At 43.9% G+C, this 24,914-nt stretch carries 23 protein-coding genes and 2 riboswitches; of the genes, 4 read left to right on the forward strand and 19 right to left on the reverse strand.

Translation table 11 applies throughout. From position 1 onward, the window contains the following. Window positions 1-2: 2 nt before the first annotated feature. A complete protein-coding gene (hisD, locus tag SRRS_RS17435; protein WP_371362314.1) occupies window positions 3-1,343 on the reverse strand; it encodes a histidinol dehydrogenase in 1,341 nt (446 codons plus the stop codon). A 9-nt stretch (window positions 1,344-1,352) separates the two neighbouring features. Beyond that, window positions 1,353-2,006, reverse strand: coding sequence for an ATP phosphoribosyltransferase (hisG, locus tag SRRS_RS17440; protein WP_371362316.1), 654 nt, complete (start codon window positions 2,004-2,006; stop codon window positions 1,353-1,355). A 331-nt stretch (window positions 2,007-2,337) separates the two neighbouring features. On the opposite strand from hisG, the gene SRRS_RS17445 reads away from it, so the two are divergent. Then, the gene (locus SRRS_RS17445) at window positions 2,338-3,294 is read left to right on the forward strand and encodes a D-2-hydroxyacid dehydrogenase (RefSeq protein ID WP_371362317.1); all 957 of its coding nucleotides are present in this window, start codon (window positions 2,338-2,340) and stop codon (window positions 3,292-3,294) included. On the opposite strand, the gene SRRS_RS17450 is transcribed toward SRRS_RS17445, so the two are convergent. The 3 genes from SRRS_RS17450 to SRRS_RS17460 are packed head-to-tail and all read right to left on the reverse strand — an operon-like array spanning window position 3,291 to window position 5,315. Beyond that, a complete protein-coding gene (locus SRRS_RS17450; RefSeq protein WP_371362318.1) occupies window positions 3,291-3,818 on the reverse strand; it encodes an HDIG domain-containing metalloprotein in 528 nt (175 codons plus the stop codon). The genes SRRS_RS17445 and SRRS_RS17450 overlap by 4 nt on opposite strands. Further along, the gene (gene hisZ / locus SRRS_RS17455) at window positions 3,811-4,995 is read right to left on the reverse strand and encodes an ATP phosphoribosyltransferase regulatory subunit (protein ID WP_371362319.1); all 1,185 of its coding nucleotides are present in this window, start codon (window positions 4,993-4,995) and stop codon (window positions 3,811-3,813) included. Before hisZ ends, SRRS_RS17450 begins: the two co-directional genes overlap by 8 nt. A gap of 2 nt (window positions 4,996-4,997) precedes the next feature. Beyond that, on the reverse strand, window positions 4,998-5,315 hold the full coding sequence (locus tag SRRS_RS17460) for a YerC/YecD family TrpR-related protein (RefSeq protein WP_371362321.1): 318 nt from the start codon (window positions 5,313-5,315) through the stop codon (window positions 4,998-5,000). Window positions 5,316-5,521: 206 nt separating this feature from the next. After that, a riboswitch (SAM riboswitch) is annotated at window positions 5,522-5,625 on the forward strand. A gap of 106 nt (window positions 5,626-5,731) precedes the next feature. Here SRRS_RS17460 and SRRS_RS17465 point away from each other — a divergent pair. After that, window positions 5,732-6,553: a MetQ/NlpA family ABC transporter substrate-binding protein gene (locus SRRS_RS17465; protein ID WP_371362323.1), complete on the forward strand. Its 822-nt coding sequence runs from the start codon at window positions 5,732-5,734 to the stop codon at window positions 6,551-6,553. Window positions 6,554-6,616: 63 nt separating this feature from the next. Here SRRS_RS17465 and SRRS_RS17470 read toward each other — a convergent pair whose 3' ends face one another. The 7 genes from SRRS_RS17470 to SRRS_RS17500 all read right to left on the reverse strand — a co-directional run bounded on the left by SRRS_RS17470 (window position 6,617) and on the right by SRRS_RS17500 (window position 15,286). Beyond that, window positions 6,617-7,732, reverse strand: coding sequence for an aminopeptidase (locus tag SRRS_RS17470; protein WP_371362324.1), 1,116 nt, complete (start codon window positions 7,730-7,732; stop codon window positions 6,617-6,619). After that, on the reverse strand, window positions 7,714-9,783 hold the full coding sequence (locus SRRS_RS17475) for a sigma 54-interacting transcriptional regulator (protein ID WP_371362326.1): 2,070 nt from the start codon (window positions 9,781-9,783) through the stop codon (window positions 7,714-7,716). The genes SRRS_RS17470 and SRRS_RS17475 overlap by 19 nt, the downstream gene beginning before the upstream one ends. A 54-nt stretch (window positions 9,784-9,837) precedes the next feature. Next, complete coding sequence (locus SRRS_RS17480) at window positions 9,838-10,812, reverse strand: ABC transporter ATP-binding protein (RefSeq protein WP_371362327.1); 975 nt, start codon at window positions 10,810-10,812, stop codon at window positions 9,838-9,840. Continuing rightward, window positions 10,799-11,797: an ABC transporter ATP-binding protein gene (locus SRRS_RS17485; RefSeq protein ID WP_371362329.1), complete on the reverse strand. Its 999-nt coding sequence runs from the start codon at window positions 11,795-11,797 to the stop codon at window positions 10,799-10,801. The genes SRRS_RS17480 and SRRS_RS17485 overlap by 14 nt, the downstream gene beginning before the upstream one ends. 13 nt (window positions 11,798-11,810) lie before the next feature. After that, window positions 11,811-12,710 (reverse strand): ABC transporter permease subunit, encoded by a 900-nt coding sequence (locus tag SRRS_RS17490; protein WP_371362331.1) that lies wholly within the window; start codon window positions 12,708-12,710, stop codon window positions 11,811-11,813. Between the two features lie 21 nt (window positions 12,711-12,731). Next, entirely contained in the window at window positions 12,732-13,655 is a 924-nt protein-coding gene (gene nikB / locus SRRS_RS17495) for a nickel ABC transporter permease (protein WP_371362333.1), read from the reverse strand. A gap of 65 nt (window positions 13,656-13,720) precedes the next feature. Then, the gene (locus tag SRRS_RS17500; protein WP_371362335.1) at window positions 13,721-15,286 is read right to left on the reverse strand and encodes a glutathione ABC transporter substrate-binding protein; all 1,566 of its coding nucleotides are present in this window, start codon (window positions 15,284-15,286) and stop codon (window positions 13,721-13,723) included. Window positions 15,287-16,153: 867 nt separating this feature from the next. Between SRRS_RS17500 and SRRS_RS17505 the strand changes: the two genes are divergently transcribed. Next, complete coding sequence (locus SRRS_RS17505) at window positions 16,154-16,885, forward strand: gamma-glutamyl-gamma-aminobutyrate hydrolase family protein (RefSeq protein WP_371362336.1); 732 nt, start codon at window positions 16,154-16,156, stop codon at window positions 16,883-16,885. Between the two features lie 56 nt (window positions 16,886-16,941). Here the strand turns inward: SRRS_RS17505 and SRRS_RS17510 are convergent, their stop codons facing one another. Further along, on the reverse strand, window positions 16,942-17,487 hold the full coding sequence (locus SRRS_RS17510) for a hypothetical protein (RefSeq protein WP_371362337.1): 546 nt from the start codon (window positions 17,485-17,487) through the stop codon (window positions 16,942-16,944). Between the two features lie 378 nt (window positions 17,488-17,865). Between SRRS_RS17510 and SRRS_RS17515 the strand changes: the two genes are divergently transcribed. Continuing rightward, complete coding sequence (locus SRRS_RS17515) at window positions 17,866-18,741, forward strand: DMT family transporter (protein ID WP_371362339.1); 876 nt, start codon at window positions 17,866-17,868, stop codon at window positions 18,739-18,741. A 63-nt stretch (window positions 18,742-18,804) separates the two neighbouring features. Here SRRS_RS17515 and SRRS_RS17520 read toward each other — a convergent pair whose 3' ends face one another. The 6 genes from SRRS_RS17520 to SRRS_RS17545 all read right to left on the reverse strand — a co-directional run bounded on the left by SRRS_RS17520 (window position 18,805) and on the right by SRRS_RS17545 (window position 24,834). After that, window positions 18,805-19,572 carry a 4-hydroxy-tetrahydrodipicolinate reductase gene (locus SRRS_RS17520; protein WP_371362340.1) on the reverse strand — a complete coding sequence of 256 codons (768 nt, stop codon included), beginning with the start codon at window positions 19,570-19,572 and terminating at the stop codon, window positions 18,805-18,807. A gap of 136 nt (window positions 19,573-19,708) precedes the next feature. After that, window positions 19,709-19,844, reverse strand: a riboswitch (cyclic di-AMP (ydaO/yuaA leader). Between the two features lie 394 nt (window positions 19,845-20,238). Then, on the reverse strand, window positions 20,239-21,390 hold the full coding sequence (locus tag SRRS_RS17525) for a Na+/H+ antiporter NhaC family protein (RefSeq protein WP_371362342.1): 1,152 nt from the start codon (window positions 21,388-21,390) through the stop codon (window positions 20,239-20,241). Between the two features lie 219 nt (window positions 21,391-21,609). Continuing rightward, on the reverse strand, window positions 21,610-22,200 hold the full coding sequence (locus SRRS_RS17530) for a TetR/AcrR family transcriptional regulator (protein ID WP_371362343.1): 591 nt from the start codon (window positions 22,198-22,200) through the stop codon (window positions 21,610-21,612). A 15-nt stretch (window positions 22,201-22,215) separates the two neighbouring features. Continuing rightward, window positions 22,216-22,734: a DUF456 domain-containing protein gene (locus SRRS_RS17535; RefSeq protein ID WP_371362344.1), complete on the reverse strand. Its 519-nt coding sequence runs from the start codon at window positions 22,732-22,734 to the stop codon at window positions 22,216-22,218. A gap of 30 nt (window positions 22,735-22,764) precedes the next feature. After that, window positions 22,765-24,036, reverse strand: a complete 1,272-nt coding sequence (gene purD, locus SRRS_RS17540; RefSeq protein WP_371362345.1) for a phosphoribosylamine--glycine ligase — start codon at window positions 24,034-24,036, stop codon at window positions 22,765-22,767. A gap of 45 nt (window positions 24,037-24,081) precedes the next feature. Continuing rightward, complete coding sequence (locus tag SRRS_RS17545; RefSeq protein WP_371362346.1) at window positions 24,082-24,834, reverse strand: YdcF family protein; 753 nt, start codon at window positions 24,832-24,834, stop codon at window positions 24,082-24,084. Between the last annotated feature and the right edge of the window lie 80 nt (window positions 24,835-24,914).

Raw genomic sequence — 24,914 nt, forward strand, 5'->3', positions numbered from 1 at the left:
TCTCAATTCCCCCTTATTCTGACGGCATTAGCGTGAGCATCGAGTCCCTCGGCCTGAGCCAGCCGGATTACATGCTTGCTTACCGCCGCCAGCGCCTCCTGGGTATAAGCAATTATGCTGGTCTTTTTCATAAAGGTTTCTACGTTCAGCACCGAATAAAACCGGGCCGTGCCGCCTGTTGGCAGTACATGGTTAGGACCTGCCAAATAATCGCCAAGCGGCTCAGGCGAATAAGCTCCCATAAATACTGCACCAGCATGCTTTACATAGGGCAATAGCGAAAACGGATCTAAAGTTAACAGCTCCAAATGTTCCGGTGCCGACAGGTTCGCTAATTCCACAGCATCCTTGATTGTCGGAGTTATAATGATTAGACCATTGTCTTCCAGAGACTGAGCAGCAATCTCTTGGCGCGGCAAAGCGGCCAACTGCCTGGTGACAGCCTTATCTACTTTACCGGCCAGTTCAGAGCTGTCGGTTATAAGAATGCTTGACGCTAATACATCATGCTCGGCCTGGCTTAACATATCAGCTGCCACATACTCCGGATCCGCCGTGCTGTCAGCAACAATCAGAATTTCACTGGGGCCTGCCAGCATATCGATATCGGTATAGCCATAAACGGCCTTTTTCGCAAGTGTTACAAATATATTGCCAGGTCCCGTGATTTTGTCCACCTTCGGAATGGTCTCTGTCCCGAACGCCAGCGCCGCCACGGCCTGTGCTCCGCCGACTTTGAATATCCTGGTAACACCGGCTAGTTTCGCCGCTGCCAATACATTGGTATTCACTTTGCCTTCCCGGTCCGGCGGCACCACCATAATAATCTCTTTTACCCCGGCTACCGCCGCCGGTACAGCGTTCATAATAACCGAGGACGGATATACGGCTGTTCCTCCCGGTACGTAAATCCCCACCCGGTCGAGCGGCGTACATTTTTGACCCAACATAGCGCCATGCTCTCGTTCCGTAAGCCAAGATGTTGGCAGTTGCTCGGCATGAAACTTCTTAACATTGGCAACAGCTAGTTCTAAAGCCTCCAATACCGCCGCGTCTACTGCGGCCATCGCGCTGTCAATCTCCGCCTTAGTAACTTCCAGGGTCTCGGCGGAAAGTTCGGCTCCGTCAAAGTACTTTGTGTATTTGAACACACCGCCGTTGCCTTGCTGCCGTACCTCCTCGACAATTCGCTCAACAACCTGCCGGGCAGTAAGTTCTTCACCAAACAGCTCCTTGGTTTTAGCACGCGCACCCGCGCCAAGCATCACTTTATCAAATGGCGGCTTTATCAAAATTTCCGTCATTTCTTCTTTGCTTAGAAAACTGCTGTGGATCCGCTTCATTCTTACCCCTCACTCCTCAACCAGAGCTTTTAGCCCTTCTATCATTTTATTAATACGCTCAAACTTCATCTTAAAACTTACCCTATTAGCAATAAACCGGGCCGTTGCCGGATGAATCTGGGCAACCTCAACCAAATTATTTTCTCTAAGCGTGCGGCCGGTCTCCACCAAGTCGACAATAATTTCCGCAAGCCCAACCATTGGCGCTAACTCGATTGAACCGTTCAGCTTGATAATTTCCACCTGAATGCCAATGCTGTGAAAAAAGCTTTCCGCCACCCGGGGATATTTGGTTGCTACCCGCATATGAGCATAATCACTCAGTTTTTCTTGTTTAAGAGCCTGCGGTACGGCCACCATCATCCGGCAAAAACCAAATTTCATATCCAGCAGTTCGTAAACGTCTTTGTTTTCTTCTAACAACACGTCTTTGCCGATAATTCCGATATCAGCCGCTCCGTACTCGACATAGGTAGGAAGGTCGGCAGTTTTGGTAATAATAAAACGGATTTTCTGTTCTTCGTTAGCGATTACCAGTTTGCGGGAATTCTCGCTAAGTCCTTCGGCTGTATAACCGATTTTCGCCAGCATATTAGCTGACATATCGAAAAGCTTGCCTTTCGGCAAAGCAATTGTTAGATAATCCATATCATTTGAGGTCATAATAGCCTCCTGTTATTTTCTTTCTTTAATTAGTTAAAGTATTAATATAATAATATAGTAACACTCCCTGACACTATCGTCAATACTGTGTTACTATTTTTTATCCATTTAAAACTTTAACTCAAACTATCAATCTTTTCCTGCACAGTAGGAAAACCAATTGCATATGTAGAAGTAAATGGCAGGATAATAAAGTAGACTCAGCTTCAAGTAGAGGTGTAGACCTTCTGAAGATGAGCCCGCCCTTATCCAAGACCCGCTTTTAAATTCGCTCATCCATGTGAGTCTTAAGGCGAATCGTCAACGGATAAGCTTGATAAGGAGGTTTCATATGGCTGTACTTAATGTTGTTGTACTCAATCAATTAGCAGACCGTCATAAAGAAGTCATTACAACCGCCGACCCTAATGTCAATATAATTGTCACCGACCAAAAAAATGCCATGGAACATATGCCTGGTTGTCACATCTTAGTAACCTGGGGCTGGGCGGAAACCCAACCATTGTACTTAGCCGCCCCTCATTTAGAGTGGATACATGCGCTAAGTGCCGGTGTCGAAAAGCTTATTTTCCCCGAAATTCAAGCCGCCGACACCATTTTAACAAATTCCAAAGGTATTCACGGAATTCCGGTATCAGAACACATCCTTGCCATGATGTTGGCCTTCAGCCGTGGCCTAAACATAAGTATCCGCCAGCAAGGGGCCAAACTATGGAAAAGGATGCCCACAGATGAATTACACGAGCATACCATCGCTATTGTCGGATTAGGTGCCATTGGCCGTGAAATTGCCAAAAAGGCCAAATCGCTGGGTATGAACGTCCTAGCCAGCAAGCGAGAGGCAACTACTGAAATCTTTGTCGATAAACTTTATCCCGCCGATGATGACAGTTTGCTTGAAATGCTGTCCTTGGCGGATTATGTAGTAATTTCTTTACCGCTCACGGAAGAAACCAAGAATAGAATCCGGCTTGAACACTTTGCCGCCATGAAGCGCACAGCTTATGTTTTTAACATTGCCCGGGGAAATATTATTAATGAAGCTGACCTCGTAGCGGCCTTAAACCAAGAACTAATCCAAGGCGCCGGTCTGGACGTGTTCGAGCAGGAACCGCTGCCGGAAACAAGCCCCCTTTGGGAAATGCCGAATGTTATTATTACACCTCACATTGCCGCCCTGTCACCCGCTTATTTGGACCGGGCCTTAAAACTGTTTGCCGATAATCTCGCCCGGTTCATTCAGGGTCGGGATATGATAAACATTATTGACAAAAGCAAAGGCTATTAATTAAGGCTGTCGGCAGTTTTTAAGAGGCTTAGCTCAGCCGGCTCTCCGGCTGCAGGCGCCTCGTGATGTTTGGCTATCATCTCTGTAATTTTTTCCGGCACGCCGGCGGCTCGAAGCATAGCCGCCCCGCGTGCCGCGTGATTGTAGTAGATATAGACGGCATGCCGCAGATTATCAATTTTGCTGCCGCGTCCCAGTCGCCCCCATTGTTTTGCCCAGTCGGGTGAAAACTTATCAAAAATAACGGTAAGAACTTTATCCGCTGTACTGACATCGCCTTTTACTTTACCAACATCATGTAATAGCGCACAAGTAATCAACAATTGACGGTCAATATCCTTGTGCCCGGCGGCCAGTTCAAGCGCCGTATAGGCTACATTTAAAGCATGCCGCTGATCAGGCAGGTTCATCTGCCAAAAGAAAGCGGCCTGTTCGTTATTTAAATACTTTTTAACGAAAGACCTATCTGCTTCCGTAATCCGGGCAGTGATTGCCGAAATAAATTGTTTTACACGTTTACTCAATATAGATCAATTCCTCATAGCCTTGCTCGCGGGCAGCAGCTTCCGCCTTTGCCTTGGGAACTGCCGACAATGACAGTTCAGCCTGCCGCCCCTCTTTCCGGCAGCGATTAGCAGTGGCAATGGCTTCGGCCAGCTTATTTTCGGCCCAGGCGACATAGACATCTTTACTGCGAACACTAACGCTAATTCCTTGGCGTTCCAGTGCCAAAAGCACCCGTTCAATGCCAAGGGCAAAGCCGGTTGCCGGACTATCAACACCGAATGCCGACAGCATGTTATCATACCGTCCGCCGCCACACAGCGGGAAGCCCAAGCCAGGCGTATAACCTTCGAATACCATTCCTGTATAATAATCAAAATCACGAATAATACCTAAATCAAAATTTACATAGCTATCCACACCATAGGCTGTTAAGAGCTTGCGGATGTCGGCAAGGTTACCCAGTGCCGTCCGGCTAAGTTCATTATTTGTTAGCTGGTATGCTTTATTCAGCATTTCGTCCCGCCCATGCAATACCGGAATCTGTTTTAGCAATTCTTGTGCTGCCGGGCTCAGACCACTTTGGTCTAAGAGCTCGCCCAGCCCTACCAAATCGCGGCTAACCATGGCATACTTTACTTTTTGCTGATATTTCGGACTCAGGCCGCTTTCTGCCATAAGGCCGTTGATAAAATCAACTTGGCCCAAACTGATTTGAAAATTAGTCAGCCCGGACTCCAGCATAGCTTCTACAGCCAGCGCCACAACTTCAGCATCCGCGGCCGGGTCAGGCGCTCCCAAAAGTTCAACGCCGGCCTGATAAAACTCGCACTGCCTGCCAGCCTGCGCCTGTTCATGTCTAAAGACGTTATTGAGGTAAAACAGCCTGATAGGCAGAGGAGTTTCTTTCAGCCTGGTGGCCACTACCCGGGCAATTGGAGTTGTCATATCCGGCCTAAGCGCCAAAGTCCGGTTGTTTTTATCAAAAAACTTAAAGACATGCTGTTGAATATCACTCCCTGTACCTACCGTCAGGGTTTCCATATACTCAAAGGTCGGAGTTACAACTTCTGCATAACCCCAGCGGGAAAAGAGTTCCGCCAGCGCGCCTTCGACAATCCGTTTCTGTTTGGCTTCACGCGGTAATAAATCCCGCGTGCCATACGGAATCTGAGGCACGAAATTATTATTATTCATAATTACACTCCATTCTGATCTGCCTGGTCTTCTTCCAGGCGCGCCAAAACTGTCTTATAGCCATCTGCCCCGTAATACAGACAGCGTTTAACTCGGCTGATCGTTGCCGTGCTGGCACCGGTTGCGGCAACAATGTCATCATAAATTACCCCTGCTTTCAACAGCCGGGCAACTTCCAGCCGCTGTGCCATCGATTTTAGCTCGCCAATGGTAGATACATCCTCAAAGAATTGGTAGCACTCTTCTTCGGTTTTCAATGATAAAATAGCGCGGAACAGTTGGTCGGTAATATCGTCTTTTAACTTAGGGTTTGCTGTCATACAGCTACGCCTCCCTGTACATACTTGTTATTACATAGCTTATTCGCTGTTTGCAGAATTTTTCCTTCTTTATTTCTTTTCTTCTTTATTTAATTAAAATACCCTAAAATAAACATTCCCACTTATTTGGCAAATAATACTATTTATTTTTTTGTTGACAGGTCTCTGAGCGCCATGTTAATATAAAGCTCAAGTAAATTACATATTGTTCATCAAGAGCTGGCTGAGGGAATGGCCCAATGACGCCGCGGCAACCATCGCAAACGCGAACGGTGCCAATTCCACAGGATTAATTCCTGGCAGATGAAGAACTGGACAACAAAGCCTCTTCGGACTGCCGAAGAGGCTTTATTTATTTCTGAAAGGAGGAGCACATAAAGTAATTTACATGCAATTTTAAGGAGGATTAATTTTTAATGAAAAAGTTTACTTTACTATTAATTGCCGCCATATTGGCTTTATCCGCTTTTGTTGCCGGTTGTGGCAGCAAACAACCAGCCGCTCCTGCTGCTTCAGATAAAACAACAATCAAAGTGGGTGCAACCGCTGTACCACATGCCGAAATTCTTAATGTGGTTAAACCGCTGTTAGAAAAAGAAGGCATCAATTTGGTTATCGTTGAGATGACCGACTATGTACGTCCCAATATTGCCGTAGCTGAAAAAGAGCTTGATGCTAACTTCTTCCAGCACATTCCTTATCTGACCAAATTTAGCGCCGAACGCAAACTGGATCTCACCTACACTGCCGCAGTGCACATCGAACCAATGGGTATTTACTCCAAGAAAATTAAAAACCTTAACGATCTGCAAAATGGCGCTCAAATCGGTATTCCTAACGACCCTACCAATGGTGGACGCGCATTAGCATTGCTAGCCAAAGCCGGAATTATTAAGCTAAAAGATGGTGCCGGTGTTAACGCTACCATAAAAGATATTACTGAAAATCCTAAAAACGTAAAAATCCGCGAACTCGAAGCTCCGCAACTGCCCCGCTCTCTTGACGATGTTGCCTTAGCAGTGATCAATACCAACTATGCACTTGAAGCCAAACTTGTTCCTACCAAAGACGCTCTGTTTATTGAACAAAATGACTCCCCTTATGTTAATATCCTTACCGTGCGCAAAGGTGACGAAAATCGTCCTGAAATCCAGAAGCTGACAAAAGCTCTGACTTCACCGGAAGTTAAGAAGTTTATCAATGACAAATATCAAGGCGCAGTAGTACCTGCGTTCTAATTGCAACAGGCTTGCACCTTTCTTATAAAAAGGAGCAAGCCTGTTTTATTATCTATTTTCTCTCTACTCCCAATTTTCCGGATTAAGTCCTGCCAGTTCAGGCAACACAAACTTTCCGTCTTTGCGAACCAGCTTGCCGTCAAACCAGATTTCTCCACCGCCGTAAGCCGGGGTCTGAATGCACACCAAATCCCAATGAATAGCCGATTTATTGCCGTTAAAAGCAGTAGCATAGGCATTACCGGGAGTAAAATGAAAGCTGCCGCTAATCTTTTCATCAAATAATATATCCCGCATTGGGTGATGAATATAGGGGTTTACCCCTAAGGAAAATTCACCAATATAACGTGCTCCCTCATCAGTATCCAAAATCTGATTCAAAGTTGCGGTATGATTGGCAGTAGCCTCAACAATTTTCCCCTTCTCAAACCGGAGACAAATATTATCAAAGGCCTTTCCCTGAGTAATAGTCGGGCAATTATAGGTTACAACACCGTTCACCGAGTCTTTGACCGGGGCGGTAAATACTTCTCCACACGGGATATTTCTCAGTCCACAGGATTTCATAACAGGGATTCCACTGATGGAAAACTCCACATCGGTCCCTGGACCGGTTATACGCACCTGATCGGTTTGTTCCATAAGTTTCACCAACGGTTCCTCAGCTGCTGCCAGTTTGGCGTAATCCATATTGCTGACTTTAAAATAAAAATCGGCAAATGATTCGGTGCTCATGCCCGCCATCTGTGCCATGGCAGGTCCGGGGTACCGCAATACACACCACTTGGTTTTAGCAATACGAACATCTGTATGTACCGGCTTCCACCAGTTTTGTTGGTATATCAGGGATTTTTCAGCTGGAATGTCAGACAGCTCATTTACATTGTCATAGGCACGAATAGCAATATACGCGTCCATGTTCTGCATTCGCACAGCTTCCCAACCAGCGATTAAGTCTATTTGCTCTTTATCACATTCAAATAATAATGCCCGCTGTAAAGCCTGGCTCTTGAAAGTTACAAACGGCATACCGCCTGCCTTATAGGCTTCAGATATTAATGCCCGGGCAAGATCTTGCCCGCCGTCAAAAACTTCAATAAGCAGTTTTTCTCCCTTTTGCAGACGAACCGAATAATTAATAAGATTAACCGCCAGTTTTTTTATTCTTTCATCCAACATATGAATTCCTCTCCTTTTTTTGTCAGGCTGCTGCCTTGCCGTCCCCGCCCGACTTCCAGTAAGTTATCTTGCTTTAACAAGTGCAAACGGTAGCGAAGCTGTTGTTCGGTTATATCCCATCCCTGGGTTCTCATTTGGCTAATTATATAGTTTCTGCCGACAGCATAATTGGCTTTTTTTATAGTCTGCAGAATCCCTTGCATTTCATGAATAAACCCCTTACTTACATACGACTGGTACATTGTTTCAAATTCATGATTATAAGCATCTGTAGCCACCTGACTATACTTTTCCTCTCTGTTAAACAACAAATGTTCAGTCAACACAACATCATCGACAATGTGGCCCAAGTACTGTATGACATTTTCAAGTTCTCGAATATTACCAGGCCAGCCATATTGCAGCATAATTTCGATGGCGCCCTGCGAAAACTGAAAAGCCGGTCGTTTAAGCTCATGACATACCCGTTTTATGAACTCCTGTATCAACAAAGGAATATCTTCTTTCCGCTTTCGCAAAGGCGGTATATATAGGGGAAGAACATTTAGACGGTAATAAAGATCAGCCCGGAACAATCCGTCTCCGACCATTTGCTCCAAATTACGGTTGGTAGCGGCAATTACTCTAATATCAATGGGAATGACACGGTTACCGCCAACCTTCATGATCTCCCGTTCCTGCAACACTCTCAATAACCGGTTTTGAATAAGCGGCGATGCATCGCCAATTTCATCCAGAAAAAGGGTCCCCTTATGTGCTTGCTCAAATAATCCTATATGACCACCTTTTTTTGCGCCGGTAAATGACCCTTCTTCATATCCAAACAGTTCACTTTCAAGTAACGATTCAGCTATGGCTGCAAAATTGACTCCGACAAATGGCTCCCACCGCCGTGGAGAGGCATTATGAATAGCCTGCGCAAGCAGTTCTTTTCCTGTTCCCGTCTCGCCTAATAATAAAACGGTGGTATTACTTTTAGCCATCTTTTCAGCAATGCCTGTCAACTTTTTGAATGAACTGCTTCTACCGGTAAGGTCATTGAAGGTATATTTAGCAAAAAGCCCCTTGTTGGTCAGCTTGCGGCGATAATCATGCTCCAATTTATTAATTTCGGATGCTCTGCGAAAAAGAATGAGATAGCCGAAGGTTCTTCCCTCAATGGTAATATGCGTTTTGCGGAAAAAGAAGGTTTGCCCCTCCCAGTTCATAACTTCTTCTCGCTCATAAGGCAATTGCCAGATAATTTGATAAAAGTGTGCAGGTATACAAGCTGAAGCCTTTTGATTGATAACATTTCGGCCTTGCAGGTGCAAAACATCCAACGCCTTGTGGTTGATACTGCGAATAATGTCCTCTTCATCAATAGCCAGCACACCGTCTTCAATCCTGTCAACAATGACTTCTAATTGCATGGAAAGAAGATTTGCTTTTTGAATTTCAACACTCAGTTCTTGGGTAATATAAAAAACAGATTTGACAAAACGTGAAGTTAATTTACGCAAATCAAGCATTCCGTAATTAAAATGTGCATAAATCTCAATCCATGTGGCTAAATCGATTACACGGGAGCCAATATCGATTACCTTGGGAATAGATGACGGCACAAGCTTAGCTTCACCAGGTGTAATAGCTATGGTAATGTCTTGAGGGTAAGTTGTCTCACCTGGATAATAGGGATAAAACTCCAGTTCAATACCCATTTCTTTTAACATGGCGATGGTCTCAAGGGCCCGCTCTTTACCATCGTTTACAAGCAATACTTTCATCCCTCGGGGGATTTCTAACATACTACGAATATTAGTATGGTTGATGCAACGTTGTGCCACAATTATTTTGGCATTTTCGGCAAGATAGGGCTTAATCGCCGGAATAAAAAGATCACTGGTGGTTACAATCAACGAATCTTGTGCAATAGGTAGATAGGCAAGTTGACTAATGATACGGCCTTCAATGTTAAAATCTTCCATCATATCAAGTTCATAGCATTGATCAATAATAGACTGGAGAGTATGGTCATGCCGGGTAATAATGGTAATTTTATTTTTGTCCATAGACTAAACTCCCCCGATTATGAAAAAGTTGCTTATCGTAGCGATTGAATCCTATTACTTGGAATAAAGATGACAAGCCACTTGATAGTCATTGGTAAAACTGGTCATTTGCGGCCTAACCGCCTTACATACATCCATAGCTTTGGGACAACGAGGTGCGAAAACGCACCCTTGGGGCGGATTGGCCGGAGAAGGTACATCTCCTTCCAGAATAATGCGTTCACGTTTCGCAAGCGGATCGGCTAGCGGTATAGCAGACAATAGCGCCTGCGTATAAGGATGACGCGGATTTGCATATAGCTGCTCGGCCGAACCAAGTTCCATCATTCTTCCCAAATACATAACGCCAACCCGCTTGCTGATATGCCGAACTACCGACAGGTCATGAGAAATAAATAAATAGGTAAGGCCCAACTTTGCTTGTAAGTCCTGCAATAAATTTATGATTTGCGCCTGGATGGATACGTCCAGGGCAGAAACTGGCTCATCGGCAATAATTAGCTTGGGCTGCAGAATAAGCGCACGGGCTATTCCTACCCGCTGCCGCTGACCACCGGAGAATTCATGGGGATAACGCCTCCCCTGCTCAACTGTCAAGCCGCAAAGTTCCAGCGTCTCATTTACCTGGCGTGTTATTTCCTGCTTATCTGACACTCCGTGAGCAGGCAAAGCTTCACCAATAATATCAGCAACCGTCCTCCGAGGATTAAGTGACGCATACGGATCCTGAAATACCATCTGGATGTCTTTTCGTTTCCGGCGCATCGCCTCCCGGCTCAGTTTTGCCAGATCGACACCATCAAAGCATACTTGACCGCCCGTAGGTTCCAGCAAGCGTAGAATGGTTCTGCCTGTCGTAGATTTACCGCAGCCGGATTCACCGACAATACCTAAGGTTTCACCCTGATAAACCGAGAAAGATACATCATCAACGGCTTTTACATAGCCTGTGACTCTTTTTAACAGACCACCGCGAATTTCAAAGTACTTTTTCAGATTCATTACTTCCAGCAATTTATTTTGCGCCATCTGTTTCGCCCCCTTTCCCATACAACCAGCAACGGCAGCTACGCCCCTCTGTCACAGGTAGTAACGAAGGATTATTTGTCAGGCATTGTTTCATAGCATGCTGGCAACGGGGGGCGAATCTGCACCCTGGCGGCATATTGGTAAGCGGCGGCACCTGACCCGGAATTGGCACCAGCCTGTCAACTTTTTTATTTAACTGTGGTATAGATTCCATGAGCCCTATGGTATAGGGGTGTTTTGGTTGACGAAACAGACTAACTACATCAGCCTCTTCCACAATCTGCCCCGCATACATAACCACTACGCGTTCGCACATTTCAGCTACCACACCTAAGTCATGGGTTATCATAATAATAGAAGTACCTGTTTCCTGACGTAGCTGACGAAGCAAATTGAGAATCTGCGACTGAATGGTAACATCAAGTGCGGTAGTCGGTTCATCAGCAATTAATAATTTAGGCTGGCAAACAAGCGCCATGGCAATCATTACCCGCTGACGCATTCCTCCTGACAATTGATAAGGATATTCTTTAGCAATATCTTCAGCTCGGGGAATACCAACCTTCTTCAGGACTTCAATTGTTAGAACCCGTGCTTCCCGTGCACTCATTTTGCGGTGCAGCATAATAGCTTCATCAATTTGCTTCCCAATGGTATATACCGGATTTAGGGAGGTCATCGGTTCCTGAAAAATCATTGAAATCTGATTGCCACGAATGTTATACAACTCAGACTCCGCCAGAGTGAGTAAATCCTGTCCGCAAAAATTTATGTTGCCTTCAATATTAGCCGTCGCTTGTGGCAACAGCCGCATAACTGAAAGTGATGTAACCGACTTTCCGCAGCCGGATTCCCCTACTATACCAAGAGTTTCTCCTTGGTTCAGGTGAAAGGATACTCCGGTCACTGCAGTAACAACTGTATCCTGACTGCGAAATGTAATCTTCAAATCCTTAACATCTAACAATTTTGCTTGCGTAGCCATCCTCTCTCCCCCCTTAGTCAATAATCTTACGGTCTAGCGCATCTCTCAGACCGTCACCAAATAAGTTAAACGCCAGACAAGTGATTAAAATAGCCAGTCCCGGAAATAACGCAACATGAGGCGCCGACATCAAATATTGCCTGCCGCCGCTAAGCATGGCTCCCCATTCCGGCATAGGCGGCTGTGCGCCCAACCCTAGGAACGACAAAGAGGCTGCAATCAGAATAGCCGTCCCAATCCGCATGGTAAAGTATACCATAGCAATAGAAAAGGTACCTGGGAAGATATGTTTCCAGATAATTGACCAGTCTGGAATTCCCATAGCCCGTGCGGCTTCAATGTACATCATATTTTTCAGCGCTAAAGTACTGCCCCGGATAATTCTAATAAACTGCGGAATAGTATAAATTGCCACCGCCCAAACCACATTGGACAGTCCAGGCCCCAGGATAGCAATAATGGCAATAGCCTGCAGTATACCCGGAAATGCAAACATAACATCACAACTACGCATAACCAGCGAGTCATATCTTCCGCCATAGTAGCCGGCCGTAAGACCAATAACAGCACCAATCACTGAGCCTATGAGAACTGAGCCTATACCTACCGCCAGAGAAATTCTGGCCCCATTAATTACCCTGCTTAATACGTCTCTTCCAAATTCGTCAGTCCCCATTAAATGCTCAGCAGAAGGTGGCATTAGCAATACGTTATAATCCGGCTTTACTGGATCATAGGGTGAAATTGCCGACCCAATGAGGGATAACAGAAACAATATCATCAGTACAACAAAAGCGGCAATACCCAGCTTTTGACGCAAAAATCTCCGGACAAATTGACGGAAAGGTGAATCGCCTGCTGCCGGACTTAGCGCACCCTGAGCAGTACTTACAGAAGTAACAGATTGTGACATTAAATTCCCTCACTTTCCTCTTTAGCTATCTAGCCGAATCTGTGGATTTAAAACAGCATAGAGCACGTCAACCAACAGATTGATCAACATAAACTGGATGGCAAATAGCAGCATTTCGGCTTGAATAACAGGATAGTCCCGCATGCTGACTGAGGTAATCAACATATCACCCATACCCGGCCAGGAAAACACGGCTTCCACTACCACTGAGCCGCCAAGCAAAAAACCGAACTGTAAGCCGGTCATTGTGACAACAGGCAACAGCGCATTACGCAAGGCATGCAGCCAAATAACACGCATCTCTTTAGCCCCTTTGGCTCTGGCCGTACGCACATAATCTTCGCCCAACGTCTCCAAAAGGCTAGAACGTGTAAAGCGGGCAATAATGGCAGCAACTTGAGAACCCAAGGTGATTGCAGGCAGTATATAATTCTCGATAGAATTATTACCGCCGGTGGGAAGCCAGCCTAGCTGCACGGAAAATAGCTCAATCAGCATAAGTCCCAGCCAAAAAGATGGCATTGAAATGCCCGTAGTAGCGCCAAACATAGTTATCTGGTCTTGCCATTTACCCCGCTTGGTGGCCGCTACCACCCCGAAAAACATACCAGCGACAATGGCCCACACCATACTGGCAAGACTCAAGGTAATAGTCGGCATAATCCTGTCAGCAATCATATCCAAAACCGGTTCACGTGTCCGGAAAGAATTTCCGAGGTCACCCTGAATAACTCCTGATATAAACCGCCAGTACTGTTCATATAGGGGACGATCCAGACCAAGCAAAATCCGTGTGTTTTCCAAATCCTGTGCTGATGCTTCGGGTCCGGCTACAACCTGCGCCGGATCCCCTGGAATCATATGCAAAAACATAAAAATGACCACAGATACTACCAGCAGAATTGGGATCATCGCAGCTAAACGTCTAGCAATATAGATCAGCACCTTGCTTCCTCCCTTACTATACAAAACAATACGCTGGTCCAAGATATTCTTGGACCAGCGGCCAATTACTTGAACTCTGCGTTTCTGACGTCCAGCATACCATCCGGAAGTACATAAACACTAGACAAATTTTTACGTTTGCCTGCTATGTTATCCTGCACAGTCAAGAATACCCAGGGAGCATCTTCAACAATTACTTTCTGTGCATCGGCATAAGCCTGTAGACGTTCTTTTTCATCACCTGATTCCAAGCCTGTAACCACAAATTTCTCTAGATTTTCATTAACATAAAAACCAGTATTGAATCCGGCAGTCGGGAACATGGCTTTTGTTAACAAAGGCCGAATACCCCAGTCAGCTTCACCGGTTGACGGCGACCACCCATTTATAGCAGCCTGTAATTTACTATCTTCAGGTTTAACTGACATTGCATTGGTCACAGCAACAAATTCCATTTGCTGAATTTTGACCTTTACGCCAACTGCTTGCCATTGTTGTTGAACAAATTCAGCAAGTTTTACACGCATAGGATCATTGGGTGTCCAGAGAGTCACTTCAAAGCCATTAGGTAAGCCAGCTTCAGCTAATAACTTTTTGGCTTTTTCTACATCATAAGCATACATCTGTTGTTTTTGGAAGCCCCATACTTTAGAAGAAATAACCGACTCCGGCGGTGTAGCAAATCCTTTGAATACTACTTTGGCCAAAGCCTCTTTATCTACGGCATAGTTCAGCGCCTGACGAACCCGTTGGTCATTAAATGGTTTCTGAGTCACATTCAAGACAACATAACGTTCAATAATGGATTGAGACTTATCAACTACAATATTACTATCGCTTTTAACATTGTCTACTTGCTCCGACGGCAGCGGGTAGATAAACTGTACTTCGCCTGTCTTTAGCATAGCTACCCGAGAACCGGCTTCCGGCACAGGTTTAAAAGTAATTTTGTCTACTTTGGCAGCATTAGCCTTATCCCAATAAGCGTCAAATTTCTTAACAGTTACATATTGACCATCTTTCCACTCAACAAACTGGAACGGTCCTGTACCTACAGGATTACGATTGAGGTCTTTACCTTTTTCCTTAATAGCCTTTGGCGAGATCATCATTGTAGCAGGATGTGCAAATGCCTGAAGAACCGGCGCAAACGGCTTGTTCAATACTATTTTGACAGTATAGGGGTCAACAACCTCTACACGATCTACTGATGCCAACAAAGAAGCACGCTTTAGTTTATTGGCAGGATCCTTTAGACGTTCAATATTAAGCTTAACGGCTTCGGCATTAAAATCTGTTCCGTCTTGGAATTTGATACCCTTTTTGAGTTTAAAGGTCAGACTTTTAGCATCTTTAGCCATTTCCGGAATAGCTTCTGCCAATACAGGTATAACTTTCATATCTTTATCAAAGCCTAAGAGTCCCTCATACATAGTCTTTTGGATACCAAAAGCTAATGTATCTTGCGTATCATGCGGATCTAGGGTTGTCGGATTGGCATCCTGCCCTACCACCATTTCATTTGATTTTTTATCACCGCTGGCTTGATTTGACTTTGAACAGCCTGTCAGCAATAAACCAATAGCTAACATACTAACAAGTAGCAGACTAAGAATTTTTGATGGCTTCATTTAATTGTTACCTCCTTATGTAATAAATACTACAAGTATCATAGGCTGAGTTACCCAACATCCTTAAGCATAATCCGATTTCGTATTGGGGCCGCCTATTATATAAAAGCAGTTATCTGCTTACTTGCACATACCTCCTTTGTCAGGTTCCGATTATATAATAATCACGGAACAATTATAGAACAGACTAATCCTACCTGAAATTTAGTCCCCTTATCCGGTTACCAAACGCTCTTAAATTCCGTTTGGAGAAGAGGGAATCTTAGAGCAGGCTAGTCATCGGATAAATAACAATGAGAATATATTGCAACTTTTATGCCAACCGAATAACATAAAGAAAAAGATATTTTTTTTACATTTTTAATATTGTGTATATCCTGAGGGTGGAGACAAATACAATCATGTATGACCCATATGTTTATTTTAATAATTATCAACATCTGTGATTAATCCTACTACAAACAGAACAATTTTGCAGCATTTTTTTTGCCATACATCTATTTATGAACATTTTTTAAAGTAATTTGTACATTCACTACATACACAATTAGACTAAAAAAATACAGTTATCAGTAACTTATCCCACTCATCAGGTTACCAATAGGTTAACCTATTGGTAACCTGATGATAACCAATTAGTCATATTAGGGTATTATCTTTCAAAACTTCCCTTATAAAACCCTCTTTTATCTGTTTTGGGTCAGCCTAATACTGTCAAAATGAGTTTCATGCCTTTTTTCTCTTATATGGAAGGAATTTTGCATTATTATCGATAACTTAATAATAATAGATTGGTATAAAGGTGCGCATTCAATCTGCTCATCCTTATGCCTGCCCTATTCGTAAAATCGTTGGGAGATGGATATATTGCGCAAACCAGTTATTGGAATTACTTGCAACACATTATTGGCTGAGGGCACAGTACTTCCCGGTATGATAAGAGCATTTGCCAATACCGATTACATCGACGCCGTCACGAAAGCCGAAGGGATACCAATTTTATTACCACCTGTAGCAAATCCAGCTCTTATCAGCGAACAAGTTGCAGCAGTTGACGGCTTAATCATGTCAGGCGGGCCTGACGTTGATCCGCAATTATACGGAGAAGAGCCTCTGGAAAAGTTGGGCTGTGTAAATCATGTCCGGGATGAATACGAATTGTTAGTAGTCAAGGCAGCTGCCCAATTAAAAAAACCTATCCTGGGCATTTGCCGCGGTGTACAAATTATCAACGTTGCCTATGGCGGGACACTATATCAAGATATATCCCAAATTGAAGGGACAAGCATTAAACACTTTCAGGAGGTTACCCAAAGAGACGCCTTGTGGCATACTGTGACTATTAAGCCAGCATCCACCTTGGCATCCATCATTGGCGAGGACAACATCCTCGTTAACAGTTTTCATCATCAAGCGTTGAAAACTGCCGCTCCTGGCTTTAATATCACAGCTTATTCTAAAGATGGGGTTATCGAAGCCATTGAACTTGCTGGCGACCATTTTGTGCTAGGCGTACAGTGGCATCCCGAAATGATAGCAAAAAAATACCCTGCCATGTTGGCATTGTTTAGAGCCTTGGTTAAACAAGCAAGCTTGTAATGCAACAGGCTTGCACCTTTCTTTAGAAAAGGAGCAAGCCTGTTTTATTTTAGTTCTTAATAAGAAGCATTTCCCTGGTTTATAACCTTTTTAAAACGCCATCCCTTCGCTAGGGTAATATGTTGAATCTGAAGGCTTATCTGAGAATAATCCCATTGATAATCAATGACTTTTTCGTCTAAGCCAGTCCCGCATTCGGTTATTTTTCCGGACGTAGTCTTGCCATCACTATAAAATTTCTCCGTAGTAAATGAAAAAACAGGGTCGAATCCGCAACTGGTTTCCTTAATCATTTCCCAAAGAACAATCGTTTGAGAATTTTCTTCCGCTAATATACTGGCAAAATACTCGATTTTCTTTTTTCCCACCGTCCAATTGACGTCAGCCAGTGTGCTATAAATTCCAATATCTGTTTTCTGTCTGTAAGTCAGGGTTAGATGATCATTTTGCATCAATGCTCCGGCAACAGCCGTCAGGATGTCCTCTTTACTGCTGGCCAAAGTTTTGTCCCCAGGAGTGCTTGCAAGAGCAACTTTGGTACCGCATTGACAACAAAATTTGCTTGCTTCAGCTACCGGCTGACCGCATTGAGTACAGTACATTGCTAATCCCTCCTGCGACCGATAACTTATGATTTTCACTTTGTAAATTCCGTTATGTAAAATAAAGCCTGTTTTTGTTACCATCAATATAATTTATGAAAAAAGCCGGAATTTGTGCAGACTGTTATACTTTAATGCTACGTTGCTTCTCACAAAAAAAGTACTTATATTTTTAATAATAGTATGGTTACCATGCTTATGATACAATGTGACTGAAGACAAAAACGCTTTCCGTTGAAAGGAGGATTACGGATGCTTTTTAAGCCTCTTTTTGAAAATGATACTCCGGTAGCAATCCATTCCTAAGACGGAAGGATTGCTTGAGCATAGGCCTTCCGTCTGTAAATCATAACCGACTAAAAGACGGAGGGATTGTTAATGATAAAGAATTATGCCGGACAAATATACCTGACCCTAGCCGCAAGCATCTGGGGTGGTATGTATGTAGTGAGCAAAGTTGTGCTTGCAGTTATATCTCCAATTGAGCTAGTTTGGCTGCGCTATTTTGTGGCCCTGCTAACACTGAGTATATTGGGCCTTATTACCCGCCAGTCGTGGCAAATCCGAAAAAAAGACCTTCCACTGATTATAGCCATCGGAATAATTGGCTACTCAATTTCAATCTGGATGCAATTTCTCGGTACACAGCTCTCCTCGGCTCAGATGGGCGCAGTAATTACTTCGGCAACGCCTGCGTTTATGGCTATATTTGCCCGTATTTTATTAGGAGAACAAATCACTTTTAAAAAAGCATTATCAGTGTGTTTGGCAACTACAGGTGTTCTAATGATTGTTGGCATTGGTGATCTAGGCGATTCATCCCGGCTTGGCGGCGGCATATTGGCAATAGCCGCACTTACTTGGGCGCTAATGTCTGTACTCATAAAACGAGTGCCTAACGATTACTCACAACTTGTAATTACGACATACGCAATATTGGTTGCAACGGTAGTAATTACACCATTTGCTGTCACCGAAATAACAACAAGCGATCTTCAAGTTCTTACTCAGCCCAAAGTGTGGGGAGGAGTACTATATATTGGTACCGTCTCCACTGCAGGTGCGTTCTTTCTTTGGAACAAAGGGCTGCAAATAGTTACCGCGACAAGCGCCGGACTTTACTTTTTCTTTCAACCGGTGGTTGGCACCCTGCTAGGTTGGCTTTTCTTAGGGGAGCAAGTTGGCTTGACCTTTTGGATCGGCGCCTTGCTAATCTTATCCGGGGTCTTACTGGTTATTAAGGAAGAAGCATAATAAATCACACCCACCCGTATAACGGGTGGGTGTGATTTATTAAAAAACTGTTATCATAAAGGGTTAGTAAACCGGAATGTTTTTTCTAAACATATCCGCAATTACTGTTTCCATGGTATATAACCCAGGGGGTTGACCTAATAAAAATTTGGCGGCAAAAATTGCCCCCTGCCCAAAGGCGGCCCTGCTGATACTTTCATGGAGCAAGCGGATTGTCTGATTTGGCATCCCAAAGATGATTTCGTGCCTGCCAACGATTCCGCCAACACGAATTGAATGTAGGTGTTCTTTAACATTGAGATTAAGTGCTTTTGCTATTTTTTTGGCGGTTCCTGAAACTTCTTTTTTGCCTTTAAAATGTTCCTCAACAATCTCGATATCCGCATGAGGAGCTATTTTTTGTAAAATTTGAGCGGCTACCAGCAAAACATTAATCCCTAATGTAATGTTGGGAGAATAAAGCACCGGCGCAGACTCAGCAAAAGACTGTAATAAGTCCAGTTCCTCTTTCTCATATTGGGAAATCGCAGAGATAATAGGAATCCCGGCTGACGCAGCCTTTTCGTATAAGTAAAGCCCGGTAAGCCCTGAAAAATCTATGAGAGCATCGATTGGTCTTGTGTCAAAAAAATTATCGTCAATGTCCCCAATAGAAAAAATCTCCCCTGCGTCACATTCATGACCTAATAGGCGGCTGGCATATTTCCGGTGATCCTCATAGCCTTTACGCACTACCCACTCCAGCGTGAATAGATTATCATGCAGGAATTCGTTAGCAATAATTTTTCCCGTCTTCCCAAACCCAAAAATGCCAATTCTAATTTTCTCCACTCAAAATTCCTCCTTAAAACTGTAGTTTGTTTTTTTACTACCTCATCCTGCATGACGCAGTAGCTTTACAAAATCAGCTTCCGAGAAGGAATGTTTAAAGACTCGTAAATGGCCTTTAATGATTGGCAGGACAACACATCCTTCTCTTTCAACGCCTACGAGGTTAGCTGACGGATTCGGGCAGAAAGAAATTTGCCCTACCTGTTCTACAGGATTCACCCCGAAAATGGGTCCCCCGCTTCCATGAGATTGGAATTCGGCGATTGCCTTACTTATGATTTAAAAACATATCTATATCCTATCGGAACTTCAAAACAAATTATATTTTTCAAAAACCAAAAATATTCATACCTCCGCGATATATTTTTTTTGGTGCATTTATCTTTATATTCTTTTTCCTAATTTTACCATACTTTAATTAATTTGTATTCATTTACTTTACTTATTTCATATAAATAGTATATATAGAGAATGAAAATTCTCATTCCGGCCCGCCGAAACCACCTAAGAAAGCACGCAAATAAAAAAGAGTCTTCTTCCAGACTCATTTAGACAATAAAAGAGCCTGGTGACAGGCTCCTCCAAAATTTTTTTATTTAATCATACAACATCATTTTGAATATATCAATGACCTATTTTACTGGTTGCGATTCCTCAAAAATATATCTATATCTTTGTTCGTACAACTAAATTAGTCAGCGGTACTAAGAATAGATAAAAAGCATAAATGATGAATCCGGCATCTGCCGATAGCATTACCGCAGGGACAGCGCCGGCAATATTCCACGGAATCAGTGCAGAGATTACTATTACCGTATTCTCCAGATCAACTGCTAACCGGTAATTGCTTAATTGATTTCTTTCATAAAGTTTATGGGTAATTTGATGGCTAAGCATTACGGCCAGTGTTTGGTTGCAGGCAAATGCGGCTGTGGCTATGCTTGACAATACAGCCGTGAGATATACACTGGTTTTCGTGCTGATTTTTTCAAAAAAAACTTCAATGTCACTCAGTAAACCAGTCCCTTGAAAGATACCGGCATAGGCTGAAGAAATCAGCACAATGAGGGAAACGTTCAGCATAGAATACAACCCGCCACCCCGAATTATATCGGCAAAGAAGCCCCCATTTTCCATACGGTATCCTGTGGCAATATAATTCATTAATTTAAGAAACGGTATGTGTTGAACAAAAAGAGCAATCAATACACTTAATAAAATACTGACACCCATTGATAGCTTCACATCTACCCGGAAAGCAGCAAACACTAGTATAATGAGCGCCGGCAACAACACAATCAGGCTTATATCAAAAGAATTTATTATTTCATCTACAATTTGATTATTGTAAAAAGCCAACGGATTGGTATAAGACAAATATACATACCCCAAGATGGAAAGGGCAAAGGGAATGCTTGCCGTCTTATTCATGTTTGCAATATTGATATACAGCTTGGTGTTAGTCAAAGCGGCTACAAGGTTGGCGCTTGAAGACATAGGCGAACATCTGTCGCCAAAATAAGCCCCGGCAATGATTGCACCGGCAGCCATATTTATATCAACGTTACCGCTCTTCGCCAAAACTATCAGCACTACCCCAATTGTCCCAACGGTTCCGAAAGAAGTGCCAAGCAAAAAGGACACCAGACAGGACAATAGGAACGCCGATACTATAAAGTACTTGGCACTCATAAACATTATGCCGTAATACACGATAAAGGGAATCGTGCCGCAAGCCCGCCAAGCCGCCGTTATTATCCCGATTAATACAAAAATCTTAATTACAATCAACGACTTTTTTGAGTCGTCTCCCATCATCTTCAATAAATCGGTTAAGGTATAGCCTCTACGAAGGGATATAAGTGTAAAGCAGCTAAGCCCGAAAAGTAAAGGGTAGAGTATTGATATACTATGATAAATGCTGAAAAGCAACGAGGCAAAGAAAAGAAAAAATATAATTATTATATCCAAAAAGCCATCCCTCTCTAAGGTTAGTAACGAAAGGCTTGCACCAGTAGGCGCAAGCCTTTTTTCACGTTATCGGGCAACAATACCGTAGAGAAAAGTGTCGGCAATGCCATGAGCTGCCTTTTCAATAGACTCCATATTGGGGCCAACAAACCCCTGGAATACCATCATGACAATTACGCTGAACAGGCCGTGAGCCGCTTTGTGTGCGTTACAGGGTCTAATAGTCCCCTGCTCAATACCTTCTTCTAAAATCCGTTCCAGCACGCCAATGGTTTTTCGAAATCTTTCCCGGTACTTTTCCCGCTGCGCCTCGGTGAAGCTTGATGGTTCTTCATGTCCAAGACCGCGCATCTCATGCATAAGCACCCGCCACAAATCTGCGTTTTCCACATAAAAATCCAAAAAAACCTTGATTGCTTTCTGCACTTTATCTAAAGAAGGTTCAGACAGCCCGGCAATATCGTTAAGTTCACTTTCAAATTTAGCGCTGCGTTCTTTAATAAGTGTGTAAAATAGCTGTTCCTTATTAACAAAATAGTTGTATACTGTGCCTTTACCGGTATCGGCCAATGCAATAATTTCATCAACTGTGGCGCGGTGATACCCCTTACGGGAAAAAACAGTATAGGCAGCATCGAGTATTTGCCGGCGTTTCATATGTTTCCTCCTGTTCTAGACCTGCCACGTTAGTCTGGAGATCACAAAAACCACCATCCCTATGGCCATTGCTAACTTAAAAATCATAGCCAAAGTTTGGCCAATAACAATACTTTTGGCAACACGTCCTGCTTTTTCTGAGCTGCCTGTGGCCCAATACTCCGCTAAGTAACCGGCAGTAAAAGACCCGCCGATAGCTCCGGCAATAGAGCCAAGCCCCGGCATAATTCCCGTACCAATAATCCCACCGGCAATTCCGCCGATAAAAGCGGCTATGATAGCTGAACGGGACGCGTTTTCTTTCTTCGCTCCGAGCGAACCCGCTATAAATTCAACGATTTCTCCGATCACCAGAGCAGCAAACAGGATGATGAGTACCATACTACTCATATGACTAAAGTTATCTAAATATCCATAACCAAGAGCAGTAAAAAAGATCAGCCAATTTCCAGGCAGACCAATAACGGTCATACCGATTCCAATAACTGAAGCTACGATAACAAGTAGATTAACAACTGTTAAACCTGCATCCAAAGTAGGCACTCCCTTTGCTACGGCTATCGCTTACTTTCGATTAAAAGCCCGGTGCGCAATATCTGTCCGGTATTGTCTGCCGGCAAATTCTATTTTTGGTACTGCTTGGTATACCTTATCTACCGCAGTTTTAATATCTTGAGCTACGGCGGTTACGCCAAGCACCCTGCCGCCATTTGTAACTAACTGGCCGTTTTTGGTACCTGTTCCGGCATGGAAAACCATAACGCCTTGGGCTTCCGCCTGGCCGATTCCGGAAATGACGTCGCCTTTGTTGTAGCTGCCAGGATAACCGCCGGCAGCCAGTACTACACAAACAGCAGCCTGCTGTTTCCAAACTATATTGGCATCAGCTAATCTACCATCCACGCAAGCTTCCATTATATCCACCAGATCACTATCTAAAAGTGGCAGTACAACCTGGGTTTCCGGGTCGCCGAATCTGGCATTGAACTCGATAACTTTGGGGCCCTTGGCAGTGATCATCAGCCCGGCATACAGGCAGCCTTTATAGATAATGCCTTCTTGGCGCATAGCATCAACTACCGGCTGTAATACTTCGCGCCTTACCTGGTCACGGATTTCAGAAGTAACAACCGGCGCCGGAGCATAGGTCCCCATACCGCCGGTGTTGGGGCCCTGATCGTTGTCAAATATCCGCTTATGATCTTGGGCGGCTACCATGGGCGCTACGATAAAGCCATCAGTAAATGCCAGCAGCGAGGCCTCTTCGCCCTCTAAATATTCTTCGATAACTACCAGGCTTCCTGCCTGACCGAACGCTTTATCACACATCATCATGTTTACTGCGTCAACCGCTTCTTTAACTGTCATGGCTACAACTACGCCTTTTCCTGCCGCCAAGCCATCGGCTTTAACTACAATAGGCGCACCTTGTTTCTTTATATAGGCGATAGCGCTGTCGGCGTTGGTAAAAGCAGCAGAAGCAGCAGTGGGAATATTGTATTTATGCATTATTTCTTTGGCAAAGGCTTTAGATCCTTCCAATTGTGCCGCTTTTTGGGAAGGACCAAAAACTTTTAAACCTAAACCGGCAAAATGATCGACAAGACCATTGGTTAACGGCAATTCCGGACCGACTACGGTTAGACCAATGGAGTGCTCAAGGGCAAATTTCCCTAACGCTTCATTGTCAGTTACATCAATATCTACACATTCGGCTATTGCTGCAATCCCAGGATTACCTGGCGCACAGTATAGCTTTTTTACCCGGGGGCTTTGCGCCAATTTCCAGGTCAGGGCATGTTCGCGTCCACCGCCGCCAATAAGTAAAATATTCAAAATCCTACTCCCCCTCATAATGATCCCGACAGGTATTTTTCAATATTAAAACCAGCGTATAGCGGCAAGTCCAAGATATTCCTTGACTGCCAGCTGAGTATTATAGAAAGCATCGGCTCGCGGCCATAATAGGTGCCATTCAAACAAAAAGCTCGTATTTGTTTGGTAATCGGTAGGATAGGGTGTAACGCTGATATTAAACTTGGCAAATTGTTGTACCGACCGATCCATATGAAAGGCTGAAGTTACCAAAATCGGGTTAGTAAAGCCCCGTTCATCAATAATTTGCTTAGAAAACTTAGCATTATCGGTCGTATTCAAGCTTTGCCCTTCTACGATAATTTTATCATCAGGGATGCCCAAACCAAGTAAAATATGCCGGGCAATTTCGGCTTCCTTGCCGGTGTTGGCAAAAACTTGGCCGCCGGAAATAATAATTGGCGCGCCAGTGATATGATACAACTGAGCTGCCGTCAGTACACGATTGGCGGCAAATCCCATCAAATGCCCTTTGCCATGAACATTTGGTGTATCGGCAGTTGCCCCGCCACCCAGAGTGACTATAGCATCCCCCTGCACTTCAGCAGGTGGAGTATACCTGCTTTCCAACGACCGCATTAAAGCATCTCCCACCAAGGGCGTGGAAATAAGATACAAAATTGCGGTAATTAGCACTAAAGGAACTACTCCCCGCTGGTTTCGCCGGTACAGCCAGTAGCTTACATAAGCCAACGCGGCAATAAACAATCCCGGCGGCAATAAAAAACTTATATATAGAAACTTTATAAAAACCAGCACGTGATAATACCCCGCTTTTACCTTCTAAGATAGTAAAATGGCATTTACGAAAAGTATAGTCAGAAAGACTTTTGCCTTAC

This window comes from Sporomusa rhizae, from assembly GCF_041428845.1.
Classification (GTDB): domain Bacteria; phylum Bacillota; class Negativicutes; order Sporomusales; family Sporomusaceae; genus Sporomusa; species Sporomusa rhizae.